Source organism: Pseudomonas sp. IT-93MI4, assembly GCF_949767635.1.
Taxonomy (GTDB): Bacteria; Pseudomonadota; Gammaproteobacteria; order Pseudomonadales; family Pseudomonadaceae; genus Aquipseudomonas; species Aquipseudomonas putida_A.
Genome location: NZ_CATKPP010000055.1, coordinates 1 through 17014 on the forward strand (window position 1 = coordinate 1; position 17014 = coordinate 17014).

A 17014-nucleotide genomic window follows, 5' to 3' on the forward strand; every position below is an offset into this window, starting at 1 on the left:
ATTTTTACTTAGGCAGCGAACAATTTTGCACAGTTATTTTCGAATCAGAACACTAGAATAACCCCCATCTTTTTCGGAGCCAGAGCCTTTATGTCAGATCCGGTTGACGCCCAAGGGCTGTCAGATTTACCGCTGGAAGACTTGGTGGCCTGTCATGAGTGCGACCTGCTGATGCGCAAGCCCAAGCTTGCCCATGGCGAGAAAGCACTCTGCCCGCGCTGCGGTTACGAGTTGTACGCCCATCGCCATAATGTGGTGCAGCGCAGCCTTGCCTTGGTGATCGCAGCATTATTGCTGTACATCCCGGCAAACTTTTTACCCATCATGCAACTCAATATCCTCGGACAATCTTCGCAGGATACGGTCTGGAGCGGCGTGCTCGGCTTGTTCAATACGGACATGCAGGGCGTTTCGATCGTTGTATTCCTGTGCAGTATGGCTATTCCGTTGCTGAAGTTGCTGTGCCAGTTATTCGTTTTGCTGACGATTCGATTCAACGTCGGACGCAGTTACGGCTTATTGCTCTACCGCATTTATCACCACCTCAAAGACTGGGGAATGCTCGAGGTCTACCTCATGGGTGTCCTCGTGGCGATCGTCAAACTGGCGGACATGGCGGCCATCACCGTCGGCCTCGGTCTGGCGTGTTTCATCGGTTTGTTGTTGGTTCAGGTCTGGCTGGAAGTGGTGATGTCACCGCATCAGATCTGGCAGGCGTTATCAGGAGAGGATGCCCATGCGGGCGATTGATGCGGGCATTCTGATCTGTACCGAATGCCATGAATTGAACAAACGGGATGCGGACACCGACGAGCAGACCTGCACCCGCTGCGGTGCGCTGGTTCACGCTCGTCGTCCGAACAGTCTGGCCCGAACCTGGGCCCTGCTGATCACGGCTGCGATTATCTACATCCCGGCCAATGTGTTGCCGATCATGACGGTCAGTTCGCTGGGGCAGGGCGATCCCAGCACCATCATGTCCGGCGTGATCCAGTTGGTGCAGCACGGCATGATCCCGATTGCCGCCGTGGTGTTCATCGCCAGTATTCTGGTGCCGACCTTCAAACTGGTGGGCATCGCACTGCTGCTGTTTTCGGTGCAGCGGCGTCAGCCGTTGTCCGCGCGGCAGCGGATCTGGATGTACCGCTTCATCGAGTTCATCGGTCGTTGGTCGATGCTCGACATCTTTGTGATCGCCATTCTGGTGGCGGTCGTCAACTTCGGCCGGCTTGCCAGTGTCGAAGCCAACCTTGGCGCCATCGCCTTCGCCAGTGTGGTGATTCTGACGATGCTTGCCGCAGTAACTTTCGATCCCCGACTGATTTGGGATAACACGGAGTCGGACGACGACCATGACTGATTTGCCTGTAGCGAAAACCCGACCGGCCTCGAACTGGTCTGCCATTTGGGTACTGCCTCTGATTGCCCTGATCATCGGTGGCTGGCTCGGCTGGCGTGCCTATAACGAAACCGGTATCGAGATTCAGGTGCGTTTCGAAAGCGGTGAAGGCATCCAGGCCAACAAGACCGAAGTGGTCTACAAGGGCATGCCGGTGGGTAAGGTGAAGACGCTCAAACTTGATGACGAGGGCAATTCCAAAGGGGTGATTGCCACCATCGAGATGAACAAGGACGTCGAGCAATACCTTAAGACCAGCACGCGCTTCTGGCTGGTGAAACCGAGCGTGACCCTGGCCGGCATCACCGGTCTGGAAACCCTGGTTTCAGGTAACTACGTGGCCATCAGTCCCGGTGAAGGCGAGCCGACCCGCAAGTTCAAGGCGCTGGCCGAAGAGCCGCCGCTATCGGACTCCAAGCCCGGCCTGCACCTGACGATCAAGGCCGATCGCCTCGGTTCGCTGAACCGCGGCAGCCCGGTGTTCTACAAGCAGATCAAAGTCGGTCAGATCAAAAGCTACGTGCTGTCTGAAGACCAGAGCACCGTTGAGCTCAAAGTGTTCATCGAGCCGACCTACGCCAAACTGGTGCGCAAACACACACGTTTCTGGAATGCCAGCGGCATCAGCATCGACGCCAACCTGTCCGGGGTGAAGGTACGCAGCGAATCTCTGGCGAGCATCGTCGCCGGGGGTATCGCCTTCGCCACACCAGAGAATCGCAAGGACAGTCCGCCCACCGATCCAAGCCTGCCGTTCCGTCTCTATGAGGACTTCGACGCCGCCGCTGCCGGTATTCGGGTCAAGGTCAAACTCAGTGACTTCGAAGGCTTGCAGGCCGGCCGTACGCCGGTGATGTACAAGGGCATTCAGGTCGGCAACATGAAAGCGTTGAAAATCGATCCGGATCTGAACAGCGCCACCGCCGAGCTGACGCTCGATCCTCTGGCCGAAGACTATCTGGTCGAAGGCACGCAGTTCTGGGTGGTCAAACCGTCGATTTCCCTGGCCGGTATCACCGGACTCGAAGCGTTGGTGAAAGGTAACTACATTGCCGTGCGTCCGGGCGACAAAGGTGCCGCGCCGAAACGCGAATTCGAGGCGCGGCCAAAAGCGCCGCCGCTGGATCTGCGTTCGCCGGGTCTGCACCTGGTGCTGTTCACCGATGTTCTCGGTTCGATCGAAGTCGGCAGTCCGATTCTGTACAAACAGGTCAAGGTCGGTTCGGTACAGAGCTATCAGTTCTCCAAGACCAAAAAGCAAATCGTCATTGGCGTGCATATCGAGAAGGAGTACGAAAACCTGGTCAACGCGTCGACACGCTTCTGGAATGTCAGCGGCATCACCCTCACCGGTGGTCTGACAGGTGGTATTCAAGTGAAGAGCGAGTCTTTGCAGACATTGATGGCCGGCGGTATCGCTTTCGAAACGCCGCAAGCCAAGGCGCCACTGCAGAAGCGTATTCCACGCTTCCGTCTGTTCGCCAACCATGATGAAGCCAACCAGAAAGGCACGCTGGTGACGATCAAGGTCGACCGCGCCGATGGTTTGCGTCCGGGCACACCGATTCGTTTCAAAGGCCTGGATGTCGGCAAGATTGAAGACGTCGATCTGACCGACGATTTGCAAGCCGTGATGATTACCGCGCGGATCACCGAAGTACCGGAGCGCATTGCGCGGGTCGGCAGTCAGTTCTGGGTGGTCAAGCCGGAGTTGGGGCTGATCAAGACCCAGAATCTGGAAACCCTGGTCACCGGGCAATATGTGGAAGTGCAGCCGGCGGCGAAAAATCTCGGCCCGCAGAAGAACTTCGTTGCGCTGGCCAGTCCGCCGGAAGTGAGCAAGCAGGAGGCTGGCTTGAGTCTGGTGTTGAGCGCCGCGCGCCGTGGCTCGCTGAAACCGGGCGTACCCGTGACCTACCGCGAAATCACCGTGGGCAAGGTCACCGGTTATGAACTGGGCCAGACTGCTGATCGCGTGTTGGTGCATATTTTGATCGAGCCGAAATACGCGCCGTTGGTGCGCAGCGGCAGCCGATTCTGGAACACCAGTGGTGTCGGTTTCGACATCGGTCTGTTCAATGGTCTGACGGTACGCACGGAGTCGCTGGAGACAGCGATTCAGGGTGGTATCGCCTTCGCTACGCCGGACGGTGAGCGCATGGGCACCCCGGCACGGGCTGAGCAGACGTTCCCGTTGTTCGACAAGTTCGAGGATGAGTGGCTGACCTGGGCGCCGAAGATTTCGCTCGGTAAGTAATCCGGAATTGATGTGGCGTCTGGGAGGACGCCTTCGCGAGCAGGCTCGCTCCCACAGTGGATGGGTGGTGTACACAAAAATCAAGTTCGACGCTAATTCCTGTGGGAGCGAGCCTGCTCGCGAAGAGGCCTCAAAGCTCAGCACAAATTCCCAGCCATAAAAAAGGGCCGCGATCCCAACAGATCGCGGCCCTTTTTGGTTTTCAGCTAAAGTTGATCAAACCTCATCCAGCTCCGGCTCATCGGCTTGCACATTGACGGTGGCCTTCACCACATCATGCCGGCGGATGTACTTCCAGTCCGCCTCGTCGATGTAGATCCCCGCCGGGCCGCTGCCGCCCTCCAGGTCGATGGCGACACTGGCGCAGACCTGCGGCTTCACACTCGCCAGAATCGGCACGAAGCCCAATTGCAGGCTGGTTTCCAGCAGCGCTGCCTGGTTCTTCTCGTCGATGTCCGCCGCCTCGTCGAGGTAGTACGGCAGGCGCACGCGACCGGCCAGATCGCGATCCATCAAGTGCAGCAACAAGTACATGTTGGTCAGCGCCTTGATGGTCATGGTGGTGCCGTTGGACGCCGCGCCGTCGATGTCGGTGTGAATCACCGGCTGACCGTTGACCTTGGTGATCTCGAACGCCAGTTCGAACAAGTCCTTGAGACCGAGCTGGTTGTGGTTCGCCGCCACCAGCCGCGCCAGGTACTCCTTGGCCTCTTCGTTCTTGTTGTCCTGTTCCGCGCTCTGGCTCAGATCGAACACCGACAGGGTTTCGCCTTCTTCGTACTGACCGGCGCTGTGGATGATCTGATCGATGTGCTTGAGCGCTTCCTTGTTCGGCGCCAGGACGATGCGGAAGCTCTGCAGGTTGGAGACCTGACGCTTGTTGATCTCGCGGTTGAACAGCGCCAGTTGATGCTCGAGGCTGTCGTAGTCGCTGCGGATGTTGCGCAGGGTCCGGGCGATGTCGGTGACCGCCGCACGCCGGGCCTTGCCCAACGTCAGGGCTTCGTCGGTACGGTGCGCGTAAGCGTTGATCAGCAGCGACAGACGGCGCTCCATGTCGTCTTCGCTGTCGAACTTGGCCACGCCTTTGAGGCGCACCTGCGCGTACAGCGCTTCGATCTGACCGTCGGCGCGCAGCAAGCCTTGCCAGCTGTCCTGATAGTCGTTGAGCAGCGGTAGCAGGTTGTCCATCGAATCATCGACCGGATCCATGAACGGCGTACCGAACGGCAGGTCCGCCGGCAGCAACTGACGGCGGCGCAGGGCGTCGTCGAGGGTGCGCTGCTTGGCTTCCATGTCGGCGATCTGCCGACCGACCAGTTGCAGCTTGGCCGACAGTTGCTGGACGCGCTCGGTGAACGCATCGCTGGAGCGCTTGAGTTCGTCCTGCGCGGCTTCCATCTGCGCCAGTTGCTCAAGCTTGTCGCCTTCTTCGGCGCTCAAGGTCTGGGTGCGACGGAAATCTTCCAGGGCTTTCTGCGCATCCAGCACTTGCTGGTACAGCGCTTCGGTCTGGGTCTTGCTCGCGGCGCGGTCGGCGGCCACGGCTTGCTGAGTCTTGAGCTGCTTGAGCTCTTTTTCCAGACGCTCTTTCTGGTCACGCAGCGCGGCGCGGTCGGCCAGCGCTTGCAGCGCCGGCGGCTCGATGTGCGAGATGTCGATCGACAGCCCCGGCACTTCGAAGCGCTCGCCCTTGAAGCCATTGAGGATCAGCTCGACCGATTTGACCCACTCGCCATCCTCGTCGAGGGTGATGCCGTGCTCGCCCAGCGGCAGGCTGAACAGCGCACTGTTGAACAGGCGCATCAGGCGCTCGACGTCCTGCTGCGAGAACTCCTCACGCAGGCGCGCATAGCTGTTGTTGTCGGCGTGATCGAGTTGCTGCTTCACCGACTTCAGACGTTTTTCCAGATCGCGCAGACGCTCTTCCAGATCTTCGGCGCTGAACTGCCGGGACTGTGCCAGCGCACCGGCCAGTTCGTCGTGCGCGTCCTTGGCCGCGAGCAGCTGTTGCTCCAGCACTTTGACGTCATCGACCAGCGCGAAGCGGTTCTTCAGTACCGACAACTCGCCAAGCCAGCGCTGAATGCCGGAGATCTCCCGCTCCAGCCGCATCAGCTCCTGCGTGCCGCCGCGCTGATCGTTTTGCAAATCATCCTGTTCGCGACGGTAGTGCTCGGCCTGAATTGTCAGCTCTTCCTTGCGCGCCGTGGCGTAGTCCGACCAGGTGCCAAGCAACGAGTCGAGCAGCGGCGACAGGCGATGCAGTTTGCCACGCAGCACATCGCGCTGTTTCACGCCGTTGGCCAGAGCTTCGACCAATGGGCCGGCAGCGACCAGCGAGTTGTAGTCCTGCTCCATCCGGCGCACATCGCGGAAGGCTTCTTCGCACGCGGCGATGTAGTCGACGCTGCCGGAACGCAGGCTGTGCTCGAAGGCATCGAGGAACAACTGCTTGAGCTTGGCCGCAGTGATTTCACGCATGTGCAGCAGGTTGATGAACAGCGCGCGGAAGGTCTTCAGGCTCTGCTCGCTGGTGGAGCGCAGCGGAATCAGGGTCAGATCCAGCGGGATCGAGGTGTGCCCGCCCACCAGCAAACGACGCAGTTCATCCGGTTTGAGTTCGTAGGCTTTCAGGCCTTCTTTCTCAAGGTTGCTGAACAGTTCTTTTTGACGCAGGCAAGTGTCGTTCTTCTGGTAATGCGCCAGATCGAGCTTGCCGGCGTAGGCGAAGAACTGGTGACCGAAACCACCGCCCGGGCCACGGCCGACCACACCGATCACGTGCGGACCGTGGGGCAGATTGACTTCGACGAGGATGTAACTGGTGTCGGAAGCAAAGTAGAAGCGCCGCGATTGTTCCAGGCTGTACTTGCCGAAACTCATGTCCGACATGCGCGCCAGAATCGGGAACTGCAGAGCGTTGATCGAGGCGGATTTACCGAGGTTGTTCGCGCCGTAGACCGACAACGGTTCTTCCAGCGGGAACAGACCGAGGCTGTAACCGGCGGTGTTCAAAAGGGCAAAGCGGCGGATGCCGTAGCGTTCCTGGCTCATGCATCGGACTCCTGTTCTTCGGCAATGGCGCGGGCCAGTGCGTCTTCTTCGCTCTCTTCTTCAAATTCGCTGAGATCAAGCGGATCGTCGGTCTCGAGGAATTTGGCTTCGGCTTCTTCGTCGATCAGCACCGGTGCCGGCAGCGGCAGTACGCTGTGCACGCTGGCTGCCAGATCGCGGTCCTGCTGCACCGACAGGCACACATCGAGGAAACGATGCATCGGCGGCAGGAAACGGTACACGCCGTTTTCTTCACCGGCGAAACCGAGCTGGGTCATGCGACGCATGATTTTTTCTTCGAGTTCTTCAACGGTCTGCACTTCGGCCTGGATGAACAGGTCGCGGTATTTATCCAGCAACGACGGCAGCTCTTCACGGCCGAGGCTGCCACCGTCGAGCACGGCGATCGGATCGCGGCCTTGATCGGCCAGATGCTCGACGAGGATGAAGGTGAACAGCGCCAGGCGCTGAGCGGTCTTGTTCACCGCCGCAGCGGCCATGTCCGGCACGAAGTAGTAGAAACCACGGGTGTCGCAGACCAGTTCGAAGCCGAGTGCCTTGAACAGCGTGCGGTATTGATCCTGGAAGCTCGACAGTTGCGCGTACAGTTCCGGGTCGCGGCGGCTGACGTGATAGCCCTTGAACAGCTCGCGGAAGATCGGCGCCAGTTGGGACAGTTCGGATAGATCAAGATGCATTGGGGATGCTCGCAGAATCCTCGGCGGCGGCAGGGTCGCGGGCCGAGAGCAGGGCGAAGGAGCGCAGGCTGACCTGATGCTCGTGAGTGTGGTATTCGCGGCGTTCCAGACGCTCGCGGGTGAAGCGTTTTTCCCGCGACAGACGCGAGAACCAGTACAGCAATTCGTCGGTGGCGCCGTCCGGTTCCTGCTCCAGCAACCAGGTCATCAGATCCGGCATCGGCAGGGACTCTTCGCAACGCTCGACCATCTCGCGCACGGTGCGCGGTGCACGCGGGGCATCGCCGGATTTCTGGGTCTTGTGCGCCTTGGGGAAACGCGCCGGTTTCGGCTCGAAACGCGCCAGGGCGTAGACGTAGGCCTCGACCTGACTGGCGCTGCCGAGGAAGGTGCTTTGCGGCCGGGTGAACAGCGGCATCGCCGCTTGCGGCACGGCGTCGATGCCTTTGCGGCGAATCGCCGCCAGCGCCAGCGCTGCACCACGGGTCACGGCGTTGTGCCGGCGCGCCTCTTCACGCAGCGGCAGCAGCAGTTCGCGGGCGTGGCGCAGGGTCAGCTGGGCACTGGTCTGCATTTCGAGGATGCGCGCGTGAGTGCGCAGCAGCATGTCGTCATCGACCAGATGGCCGAGGCGCTGCTGTTCGCTGAGCATCTTCAGCAGCACGGTTTCGACCTTGCGCACGCCTTGTTCGAAGGCGCCGTCGGCGTTCACCAGATCGATCATCGGCTCAACGTATTCGTCCCAGGTCGCCAACACTTCGGCGTAACGCTGACGCAGCGGAATCTGCCGGTCGCTGGTCTTGGCCCGTTCGGCCACGGCTACCAGTGCCTGTTCGTCGTTGTCGAGTTTCTTCAGCACATCGCGCACGCGCATGTCGAGCAAACGCAGTTGACGGGCGAGGTCGTTGCCGTCGCGCACATCGAACGCGTCCTGAATGTAGCCGGCCAGACGTTCGAGGTGACGCAAGTAGGCTTCGATTTCCAGGCACAGGCCCAGACGATGCTCACGGCGCAGGTAGGCGAGGAAGTCGTGGATCTGCGCGTTGAGCTCGAAACGGTTCGGGCTTTTCGCCACGGGCACCAGAATGTCCAGGCGAATCCACACGTCGAGCAGGCTGGTGATGTCCTGCTGCGTGCTGTCCAGTTGTTGGGCGGCCAGTTGCGTGCGCAGTTCGTTGAGGCTCAGGGTGCCCTGGTCGAAGTGCTCGCACAGTGGCTCCAGAAGTGCCCAGTGTTCAGCGAGGGCGCGCAAGACGCGCTTGGGTTCGATCATCGGAATGCCCGGCTGGTTGGCGATTAAAAGCCGCGATTGTACTGCATCACGAGGGATGCGATTCACTCTCGGGACGGGCTGTTGCATTTTCTCAGGGAGCGAGCCCAGGTAAAGGCTATCGATCAACAGCAAGCGATCTTGAACGAAGGGCTGTAGAATCAGCCCACTTCAGTTATCCACAAGTGGCCGACCCTTTGCTTATCGAGTCCCGCCGCCGCGCCTATTTGAACGCCATGCAGGTGGTCAACTGGCTGCCGCGCACCGAATTGCCTTTCGCCGCCCCGTCGCGGCCCGAGCTGCTGGACATGCCCGAGCCTGAGCCAGAGGTCGCGGTGATGCCGGTTGTGCAGGCCGAAGCTCCGGCGCAGCCTGCCGCCCGTCCGGTCGAACGGCCGAAGATCGAAGTGCCGCGCCCGTCGCTCGCCAGTACCCGCAATGGCGCCAAACCGGTGGAAGAGGTCGAAGAGGCGCCGGTTGTCGCCAAGCCGGCGCCCGTGCCGCCACCGCGTTTTGCCCTGCAGTTGCTGCGCGCCGGGCCTTGCCTGCTGCTGGTCGAGTTACCCACAGGCGAAGCGTTCCAGAGCCGCGATCCGGCCTATCTGCTGCTTAAAGACATGTTGCGCGCCGCCGGTCTGCCGGATGCGCCACAGATCGTCGGCGAGCCGGTGCGCTGGCCGTGGCTGAACCGCGGCACCATGGATCAGGGCCCGGAAGCGGCGCGCGACTTTGTTCAGGGTTTCCTCTCGGTACAGATGGAAGCGGCACCCTGCGCCTGCCTGTGGCTGATCGGCCTTCCGGCAATACGCTTTGCCGGTGAAGCGGACGCCGAAGCGTTCAACAGTGAATTGCAGATCGAAGGCCTGGGCCTGGCCTGGGCCATTCCCGGTCTGGAATTGTTAATGGAAGAGCCACAGCGCAAGGCCGCTGTGTGGCAAGCCATGCGTCGGCTGATGGCGCGCTGGAAACCATCGAATGAGTGAAGCTGTATCGTTCCGCCCGATGACCGAGGCGGACCTGGACGCGGTATTGAAGATCGAATACGCGGCGTACAGCCATCCCTGGACCCGCGGGATTTTTCTCGACGGGCTGGGCAAGTACCAGATCTGGCTGATGTTCGAAGGCCAGCAGCAGGTCGGCCACGGGGTGGTGCAGATCATTCTCGACGAGGCGCATCTGCTGAATATCACGGTCAAACCGGAGAATCAGGGACGGGGGCTGGGGCTGACGCTGCTCGAGCATCTGATGTCGCGGGCGTATGCGGCCTCGGCGCGGGAATGCTTCCTGGAAGTGCGGGACAGCAATACTGCTGCGTTCAGGTTGTACGAGCGCTATGGCTTCAACGAGATTGGCCGGCGGCGCGATTATTATCCGGCGGTGGGTGGACGTGAAGACGCCGTAGTGATGGCCTGCACCCTGGTCGACTGATCTTGTTTAAAAGCTTCGCGAGCAAGCCCGCTCCCACATTGGTTTTGAGCCGAGTCTCAATTCCCTGTGGGAGCGGGCTTGCTCGCGAAGGCGTCCTTACAGGCAATACAGATCAGCGATTGCCATCCAGCGGATCTCGCCGCGCCAGCTCCGCCTCATCCAGACCATTGCCGCCGCCGATGTCATCCTCATCGACAATGCTCAGATCCCAATCGGCCTGATTGCCCTCGCCAGCCTCTTCGGCATCGCGTGCGCCATCCTCGTGAATCAGTGTTTCCGGGCTCAAGTCATCGTCGGTCGGTTCATGATCAGCCGTCGATGCACCGGTAAGCCCGGCCTCGCGCACCCGTTCAGCGGGCATCAGTTGCTCGCGTTCACGTTCCGGAATCTCGTCGCCGATTTTCGCGCTGGGTTCGTCTTCATCGAAATCCAGCTCATGCACCGAGCCCATGCGGTCTTCGTTGTCATCGATGGGTTCCGGTTGCACCGCATCGAACGGACGTCGTGAATCAGTCATGGCAAATCCTCATACTGTGGGCCTTACTGAGGTGGACACACCGGGCACCCGAGAATTCCAAAGAAAAACACCTGCGGTTCTTGCGTGACCCCGACGGGCGGTCGTCTGTCATACCAGCGCATCTTTCTTGAGGCCTTAACCATGCACGACTTACAAGACCTGATTGATAACAACGAGCGTTGGGCTGACGCGATCACCAAGGAAGACCCGGATTTCTTCGCCAAGCTGGCGCGCCAGCAGACCCCGGAATATCTGTGGATCGGCTGCTCCGACGCACGGGTGCCGGCCAACGAGATCGTCGGCATGCTGCCGGGCGATCTGTTCGTACACCGCAACGTCGCCAACGTGGTGCTGCACACTGACCTCAATTGCCTGTCGGTGATTCAGTACGCGGTTGATGTGCTCAAGGTCAAACACATCCTGGTGACCGGCCACTATGGCTGCGGCGGTGTGCGCGCCTCGATGCAGGATCGCCAGTTCGGTCTGATCGATGGCTGGTTGCGCTCGATCCGCGACCTGTACTACGAAAAACGTGAAGAACTGGCCAAGCTGCCGACCGAAGAAGAACAGGTCGACCGCCTCTGCGAACTCAACGTCGTCCAGCAAGTGGCCAACGTCGCCCACACCAGCATCATCCAGAACGCCTGGCACCGCGGCCAGAACCTGTCGATTCACGGCTGCATTTACGGCATCAAGGACGGTCGCTGGAAAAGCCTGAACACCACCATCAGCGGTTTCGAGCAACTGCCGCCGCAATATCGTCTGCGTCCGGTCGGGGCGGTGTAATCCCGATCAGTGTGGATGCCGCCAGCGTTGCAAAAACTGCTGGCCCTCGATCGTGGGTGGTTCATCGTAGCCGGTGATCCACCCCCGACAGCGCGGCGAGCCACAGGTACAGGCGAACTGCTGCAACAAGCGGTCTTCGGTGGCGGCGACGTCGATGGTCAGGCGTTCACCCGGCTGAATGTCGCGAAGTGCCCACAGCCACAGCTCACTCATGTCCAGAAACACGTTCGGATCGCAGGCGTGTTCGAGCAACCCGCAAAAGCGCGGATCGTAGAGATGGATGCCGGCCAGTAACTGGCGCGTCTGTCGACAACGATAGGGCAGCAGTTGCCCGGAAACCCGACACATCCGGGTGATGCGCAAGAACGCCCGGCGCGCCACGACTGCCGCGTGACCGTGGTGGTCCTGCACGATTTCGAAATCCTCGGTGGATGGGAAACCCAGACGCACCGGCAATCCGGCAAACGGGTAGATGCCGGGTGCGTCGCGTGGGATGTTGTGTTGATGGGCCTGATTATTCATAACGGTCCCTGTCGGCAAATGCTGCGACTTCCCTGGTCTGACGTCCTGTCAGCGCTGCAACATGTTTGGATCCAATATTCCGGTGTATCCCTCAAACTGTCTACTGTCAGATCTGACAGGCGTGATTGGCTGCTCCCCGCGTCAGCATTGACTGACACGGGAAGCTTTTTCAGCGGATCAGAAGTGTGGTGCAGGAACGGCGGTGGCCGGCAATTCGCCCTGAAGCTGTTGCAACTGGGCCTTGATTGGCGTGGTCGAGCACTTGGCGGCGGCCTGTGCCGGGGTCAGGTTGCGGATCGAGGTGTAGAACAGTTCGCAGGTCTTGCCCTTTTGCGTCACTTGCCAGGTCTGCGTGCAGCTGTTGAGCAGGGCTTTCGCATCGGTGCCCGGTTTACTGCCCATCCCGGCTTGCCAGCAAGCGGCGCTCAAGTCCTGACCCATGACCTTCAAACCGGCGGCATCGGCCTTGGCCTCATCGCCGTCATAGCTGGCCGGGTCGGCGGCGTACCAGATGTAGCTCGGATGGTTCGATCCCAGGACCGGCACGTTCACCCCAGCACTCGGGCTGATGGTCGCCAGACCCAATACGGCCACCGTCGGGCCGTATTGCTGCTTGATCCAGTTACGCACCGGCGCACCGAACGCGACCATCGGCAGGGTGGTGCCGGCGCTGGTCTGGCTGAACTGCTTGACCAGCGTGGTCTGATAATCCTTGAAGTAGTCGTAGACGCCCTCCAGATCACTGCCGGCGTTGGACGGCGCCGCGATTGGCGCGATGTCGATGATGGTCTGATAGGCCGGCGTCTGCTCGGCCGGAATGCCGTTGACGGTCAGCAGCGTGGCCCAGCGGTCGGTGGTGTTCGAGCGCAGGTAATCCTGCGCCTGAGTCAGCGAATAGTCCGGCGGGAAGTGCAGCAGTTCGACGCTCTTGCGGTTTTCCAGGGCCATGCCCAGCGGCAGGAACAGATACCAGCTGTACGCCCATTTGCCATCGGCATTGAGCTTGCTGGCGCCGGTATAGGCCAGGTCACCGGCATCGAGCAGCGCCGACAGCGGCTTGTCGTAACCTTTGGGCACGCCGCTGATCTCGGCGTAAATCTGCCCGTTATCGTTCTTCACCAAGACTTTGGCATTGCTGTAGCCATCGCGCTGCACGCTCTGGCTCAGGTAATGCGCGACGGTCTGCTCCAGCGACCAGTTGCGATAACAGATCACGCTGCAATTGTTGGGGTAGGCGAAGAGGCGGGTGACGCGCTCGGTGCTGCCCAGCTTCAGGTCGACATCGGCGTGGGCAGCCGCGCTCAGGGTGAGCGCGGCGAGGGTAAGAACTGCGGGGGTAAATCCTGCGAGTTTGAACATGCTCAGATCCTTTTCAGCGTGGGTTCCCCGGAGTTTCGGGGCGCTTCATAGTGGATCAGCCGTGTTGCACAGAGAAGCGGTCATTCACGGATTTTTGCGTCAGCCCGCAGGACGGGGTTTTCAGGCCTGAAAATGCAGGGCGTTGGTCAGATCGCCCATCGGTTTCTGGCCACGTGCGATCATTGCCTCATCGCGCTGCTTGAGGCCGTCGAGGGTTTCCAGTTGGAACACTCGGGTGATCAGGCGCAGGATCGACGCCGTGTCGTAAACCGTGTGATCCACCGTGCCTTTGCGGGCGAATGGCGACACCACCAGCGCCGGCACCCGCGACCCCGGGCCCCAGCGATCGCCCTTGGGTGGCGCCACATGATCCCACCAGCCGCCGTTTTCATCGACCGTCACGACCACCACCATGTTTTTCCACTGCGGACTTTCGCGCAGCACCTTCAGGGCGCGGACGATGTGCCGGTCACCGGAGGCGACGTCGGCATAACCGGCGTGCATGTTCAGGTTGCCCTGCGGTTTGTAGAAAGTTACCGCCGGCAGCTTGCCGGCCTCGGCATCGGCGAAGAACTTGTTGGTGCTCGACTCATCGCCCAGACCCGCGTCGCGCAGACGTTTGTTGCGCTCTTGCGGGTTCTCCGGGCCTTGCCGCTTGAAGTAGTTGAACGGCTGGTGGTGGTACTGGAAGTTGGGGATCTTCGGAATCCCGCCCGAGTCCTTGTACTGCTCCAGCGTCGCCTGCCAGGCGCCGGCGTACCAGGCCCAGTCGACATTCTTCTTCGACAGCTTGTCGCCGATGTGCTCGTGGGTCTGCGGCACCATCACATTGGGCAGATCCGGCTTGGAGTACGCCGGACGCTCCGAATCGCGAATCCACGTCGGCCAGTACGGCGGGGCGAGGGTGTTGACGCCGAAGCCGTCCGGGGTCAGCGCACTCGGGCCGAACTGCGGCGGGCCGGTCATGGCGCTGGCGGGTGACTGTTCCAGTGGCTTGAGGCGCGGGTCAGTCGGATCATCGCTTTGCAGGGCGGCAATCTGTGACTTGGCCACCGAATTGGCCGCGTCCGGATAGAACGGCGCGGTGGCGCTGATCAGGTACTGGTGATTGAGGAACGAGCCGCCGAATGCACCCTGGAAGAAGTTGTCGCACAGCACGAATTCCTGCGCCACATCCCACAAGCGCAGCGAGTAGCGGCTCTGGGCGTAGTGCCCCATGGTCAAGCCACCGGAGTCGGCCCAGGCGACAAAACCATCGTTCTTGCCGCCATTGATCTGCATCTGGTTCTGATAGAACACGTGCCACAAATCGCGGGTCACCAGACCGAACGGCAAGTCTTCGGCATTCGGGCCCTTGAGGGCGAAAGGCGCGTTGGGCAGGTTTTCCTGAAACTGCGTGGCGCTGGGGTAGGTCACGCCATCAAGCGTTTGCGGGCCGATCTGCAACACGCCGCCCCAGACGGGCGGCAGCGTCTGCAACAGACTGCCGTCGCGGTCACGTTGCTGGTAATCGGCAGGCTTGAGCGCCGACAGCGGCTTTTCGACACCGGGGAAATCACCGAACAGGTTGTTGAAGCTACGGTTCTCGGCGTAGATCACCACCACGGTTTTCACCTGCTCGCGCAGGGCATTGTCCAGCTCGGTCGGGGTCAGCGGGCGCTCGACTGGTTTACCCGGTTGATCGCTGGCGTTGCCGCAGCCGGCCAGGGTCGCGCCCACGCCGAGGACGGCGACACCGCCGAGAAAGCGGCGGCGACTGGTGTCGGTGGGGGTGTCGGATTCAGGTGCGTCAGTGCCGTCTGTCTCGTCTTTCATCTGTCAGCCCGTTCTGCTTAATTGTTTCAGTTTGTTTCGGGCGGACGCTAGCAAGGCACTGTGACAGTTGGGTGACACTTTGAGGTGCGGCGAAACAAATGTGGGAGCGACCAGGTCAGCTCCCACAACGATTCACTCGATTACAACAGGCGCAACGAAAGCTCGCTGCTGTTCTAGCCGGGCATCAACGAGTGCAAGGAATAGCCGAGTCTGCTGGCCGCCGTTATCGCGGTCATCATCACCAGAAACAGCAGTTGCAGCGGACTGAAGTGCGCCCAGTGCAGCGCGGTCAGCCAGGGGTGGTTATTGCTCAGCTGCGGGTCGAGCGAGCCGATTCGTCGTTTGTGCACCAGTCCGATCAGGATCACGCCCACGTAAGTGAGTGCGCCCAGTGGCCCGAGCAGCAGCGAAAACAGCAGCACCATGACCACCTGCGGTAACCCGTGGCGTATTACCAGCCAGCGGGTGTCAGGGTTCCATCGGCGCGGAATCAGCCCTTCGGTGAGCCAAAGATCCGCAACGATCACGTGAGACGTCAGCACCACCCACCAACTCAGCGCAAAACGAAAAAACCACACCGGCACACACGCTAACCCCAGCGGAATGAAGGCCAGGGTTGCCGCATCTTTTTGTGGCGAAGCCAGATAGAACAGGAACAGCGCCAAGGCAATGGCCGTCCAGACCCGCACCCAGGTTTCGTCGGCGATGGGCCGTGGCAAAAACCGCCGCCAGTAAAAAACGTCGGCGTAAGGCAATCGCGCGAGCAGTTCCGGGAAGCGCCATTTGAGCTTTTCTGACAGATCGTGGCAGGCCTGCCATTCATTCTGACCAAAGCCGTCGATGATCTTCTTCTGCTGCATCGGTTTGAGCGGGTTGATCAACAGATGCGCTGCCTGCACATCCGCCGCCCACGTACGATCGCTTTCAGCCTTGGCCCGCAGGTTGTCGTAGAAACTTTCCTGATTGCAGCGTTCGATCAACCTTTCCCAGAGCCAGTCCGGTTGCGGGTGCAGACCTTTGGTGTGATCCCAGCCGAACAATTGGCCGATACGGTCGAACAGCGGCACGCTCCACTCATGGTCGTTAAGCAGATGCAGCAGATTTTGTTGCCATTGCTCGCGGCGATCGAATACCTGGAGCCACGGCTGGCCGCTGTAGTGTTTGAGCAAGTTGAGGAATTCGCGCTCGCTCTGGCTTTCGAGCAGCGCCTGCAAGGCGTTTCGATAGTCGGACATCAGGCTCTCGGCGAGCATGTCGCGCTGGCGATCATTCATCAGCACTTCTTGCCAGGGGCCCAACCATCCCAACTGCTCGACGGCCCAGTGCAGTACCGGGCCGCGCAATTGTGGATGCTCAAAACATAATTGCAGCAACAGCCTTTCGAATGCCTTGGCGCAGCCTTGTTGTTGCGCCTGCTCCCAGCGCTCGCCGAGGTTGTCTGGCGACAGATCTTCAAGCAATCGCCATGCGGCCTGCGCTTCAAGACTCTGCGCGTCCGCCGCCAGCGGCTCGACACGCAGGGCGTCGTTCTTCGATGGCGGCACAAACGGCTCCGGGGCTGCCGGACTGACGGGCGAAACCTCCAGAGCGGCGAAATCCCACGCCTGGTTTTGCGCCTGGCTGGAGCTGTTGGCCAGGGCATTATCGAGCGCCAGTGCAGCAAAGGCGCTGGACGCCGTGGCGACAGCGACGTCGGTGTCTTGCTCGTCTTCCAGTTCGGCGTTTTCCAGGCGCCATTGGGCAATCGCCAACGCGCGCTCGTAGGCTTCACGCAAGCGCTGGAAGCCTTCGGGATCTTCATCGGGTCTGAAGGTTTTCAGCAGGCGTGCATAGCTGCGCTTGATATCGCGGACGTCAGCGTCATCGGGCAAATGCAGGAAGGACCAGCAATCCATGTCAGCGCTCC

General features: G+C 60.7%; 14 protein-coding genes. 6 read left to right on the forward strand and 8 right to left on the reverse strand.

Annotated elements, in window-relative coordinates:
* Positions 1-90 precede the first annotated feature (90 nt).
* From ACM6I7_RS20975 to ACM6I7_RS20985, 3 genes are read left to right on the forward strand one after another with little or no spacing between them, the layout of a single operon-like run.
* Positions 91-750 (forward strand): paraquat-inducible protein A, encoded by a 660-nt coding sequence (locus tag ACM6I7_RS20975; protein WP_027612261.1) that lies wholly within the window; start codon positions 91-93, stop codon positions 748-750.
* On the forward strand, positions 737-1360 hold the full coding sequence (locus ACM6I7_RS20980; protein ID WP_027612260.1) for a paraquat-inducible protein A: 624 nt from the start codon (positions 737-739) through the stop codon (positions 1358-1360). The genes ACM6I7_RS20975 and ACM6I7_RS20980 overlap by 14 nt, the downstream gene beginning before the upstream one ends.
* Positions 1353-3656: an MlaD family protein gene (locus tag ACM6I7_RS20985; protein WP_414889213.1), complete on the forward strand. Its 2304-nt coding sequence runs from the start codon at positions 1353-1355 to the stop codon at positions 3654-3656. Before ACM6I7_RS20980 ends, ACM6I7_RS20985 begins: the two co-directional genes overlap by 8 nt.
* Before the next feature lie 216 nt (positions 3657-3872).
* Here the strand turns inward: ACM6I7_RS20985 and mksF are convergent, their stop codons facing one another.
* Genes mksF through mksB form a run of 3 tightly spaced genes read right to left on the reverse strand, consistent with a single transcriptional unit; the run spans position 3873 to position 8684 of the window.
* Entirely contained in the window at positions 3873-6713 is a 2841-nt protein-coding gene (gene mksF, locus ACM6I7_RS20990; protein ID WP_414889214.1) for an Mks condensin complex protein MksF, read from the reverse strand.
* Complete coding sequence (gene mksE / locus ACM6I7_RS20995) at positions 6710-7411, reverse strand: Mks condensin complex protein MksE (protein WP_414889215.1); 702 nt, start codon at positions 7409-7411, stop codon at positions 6710-6712. The genes mksF and mksE overlap by 4 nt, the downstream gene beginning before the upstream one ends.
* Positions 7401-8684 (reverse strand): Mks condensin complex protein MksB, encoded by a 1284-nt coding sequence (mksB, locus tag ACM6I7_RS21000; protein WP_414889216.1) that lies wholly within the window; start codon positions 8682-8684, stop codon positions 7401-7403. Before mksB ends, mksE begins: the two co-directional genes overlap by 11 nt.
* A 233-nt stretch (positions 8685-8917) precedes the next feature.
* On the opposite strand from mksB, the gene ACM6I7_RS21005 reads away from it, so the two are divergent.
* Together ACM6I7_RS21005 and rimI are read left to right on the forward strand one after the other, a co-directional pair.
* Complete coding sequence (locus ACM6I7_RS21005; protein WP_097086274.1) at positions 8918-9664, forward strand: energy transducer TonB; 747 nt, start codon at positions 8918-8920, stop codon at positions 9662-9664.
* Positions 9657-10109, forward strand: coding sequence for a ribosomal protein S18-alanine N-acetyltransferase (gene rimI / locus ACM6I7_RS21010; protein WP_064589192.1), 453 nt, complete (start codon positions 9657-9659; stop codon positions 10107-10109). The genes ACM6I7_RS21005 and rimI overlap by 8 nt, the downstream gene beginning before the upstream one ends.
* 112 nt (positions 10110-10221) lie before the next feature.
* Here rimI and ACM6I7_RS21015 read toward each other — a convergent pair whose 3' ends face one another.
* Positions 10222-10626, reverse strand: a complete 405-nt coding sequence (locus ACM6I7_RS21015) for a hypothetical protein (protein WP_027612254.1) — start codon at positions 10624-10626, stop codon at positions 10222-10224.
* Positions 10627-10767: 141 nt separating this feature from the next.
* On the opposite strand from ACM6I7_RS21015, the gene can reads away from it, so the two are divergent.
* A complete protein-coding gene (gene can, locus ACM6I7_RS21020; protein ID WP_414889217.1) occupies positions 10768-11412 on the forward strand; it encodes a carbonate dehydratase in 645 nt (214 codons plus the stop codon).
* 6 nt (positions 11413-11418) lie between these two features.
* Here the strand turns inward: can and ACM6I7_RS21025 are convergent, their stop codons facing one another.
* The 4 genes from ACM6I7_RS21025 to ACM6I7_RS21040 all read right to left on the reverse strand — a co-directional run bounded on the left by ACM6I7_RS21025 (position 11419) and on the right by ACM6I7_RS21040 (position 17003).
* Positions 11419-11934 (reverse strand): SET domain-containing protein-lysine N-methyltransferase, encoded by a 516-nt coding sequence (locus tag ACM6I7_RS21025; protein ID WP_414889218.1) that lies wholly within the window; start codon positions 11932-11934, stop codon positions 11419-11421.
* Between the two features lie 177 nt (positions 11935-12111).
* Positions 12112-13293, reverse strand: coding sequence for a hypothetical protein (locus tag ACM6I7_RS21030; RefSeq protein WP_414889219.1), 1182 nt, complete (start codon positions 13291-13293; stop codon positions 12112-12114).
* 120 nt (positions 13294-13413) lie between these two features.
* A complete protein-coding gene (gene acpA, locus ACM6I7_RS21035) occupies positions 13414-15108 on the reverse strand; it encodes an acid phosphatase (RefSeq protein WP_414889220.1) in 1695 nt (564 codons plus the stop codon).
* Between the two features lie 173 nt (positions 15109-15281).
* Positions 15282-17003: a J domain-containing protein gene (locus ACM6I7_RS21040; protein ID WP_414889221.1), complete on the reverse strand. Its 1722-nt coding sequence runs from the start codon at positions 17001-17003 to the stop codon at positions 15282-15284.
* Positions 17004-17014 lie beyond the last annotated feature (11 nt).

Bases quoted from the DNA above. Each gene is read 5' to 3' on its own strand.
- can (WP_414889217.1), top strand. From the start codon at position 10,768: ATGCACGACTTACAAGACCTGATTGATAACAACGAGCGTTGGGCTGAC.
- mksE (WP_414889215.1), bottom strand. From the start codon at position 7,411: ATGCATCTTGATCTATCCGAACTGTCCCAACTGGCGCCGATCTTCCGC.
- rimI (WP_064589192.1), top strand. From the start codon at position 9,657: ATGAGTGAAGCTGTATCGTTCCGCCCGATGACCGAGGCGGACCTGGAC.
- acpA (WP_414889220.1), bottom strand. From the start codon at position 15,108: ATGAAAGACGAGACAGACGGCACTGACGCACCTGAATCCGACACCCCC.
- ACM6I7_RS21015 (WP_027612254.1), bottom strand. From the start codon at position 10,626: ATGACTGATTCACGACGTCCGTTCGATGCGGTGCAACCGGAACCCATC.
- mksB (WP_414889216.1), bottom strand. From the start codon at position 8,684: ATGATCGAACCCAAGCGCGTCTTGCGCGCCCTCGCTGAACACTGGGCA.
- mksF (WP_414889214.1), bottom strand. From the start codon at position 6,713: ATGAGCCAGGAACGCTACGGCATCCGCCGCTTTGCCCTTTTGAACACC.
- ACM6I7_RS21030 (WP_414889219.1), bottom strand. From the start codon at position 13,293: ATGTTCAAACTCGCAGGATTTACCCCCGCAGTTCTTACCCTCGCCGCG.
- ACM6I7_RS20980 (WP_027612260.1), top strand. From the start codon at position 737: ATGCGGGCGATTGATGCGGGCATTCTGATCTGTACCGAATGCCATGAA.
- ACM6I7_RS20985 (WP_414889213.1), top strand. From the start codon at position 1,353: ATGACTGATTTGCCTGTAGCGAAAACCCGACCGGCCTCGAACTGGTCT.
- ACM6I7_RS20975 (WP_027612261.1), top strand. From the start codon at position 91: ATGTCAGATCCGGTTGACGCCCAAGGGCTGTCAGATTTACCGCTGGAA.
- ACM6I7_RS21025 (WP_414889218.1), bottom strand. From the start codon at position 11,934: ATGAATAATCAGGCCCATCAACACAACATCCCACGCGACGCACCCGGC.
- ACM6I7_RS21005 (WP_097086274.1), top strand. From the start codon at position 8,918: ATGCAGGTGGTCAACTGGCTGCCGCGCACCGAATTGCCTTTCGCCGCC.
- ACM6I7_RS21040 (WP_414889221.1), bottom strand. From the start codon at position 17,003: ATGGATTGCTGGTCCTTCCTGCATTTGCCCGATGACGCTGACGTCCGC.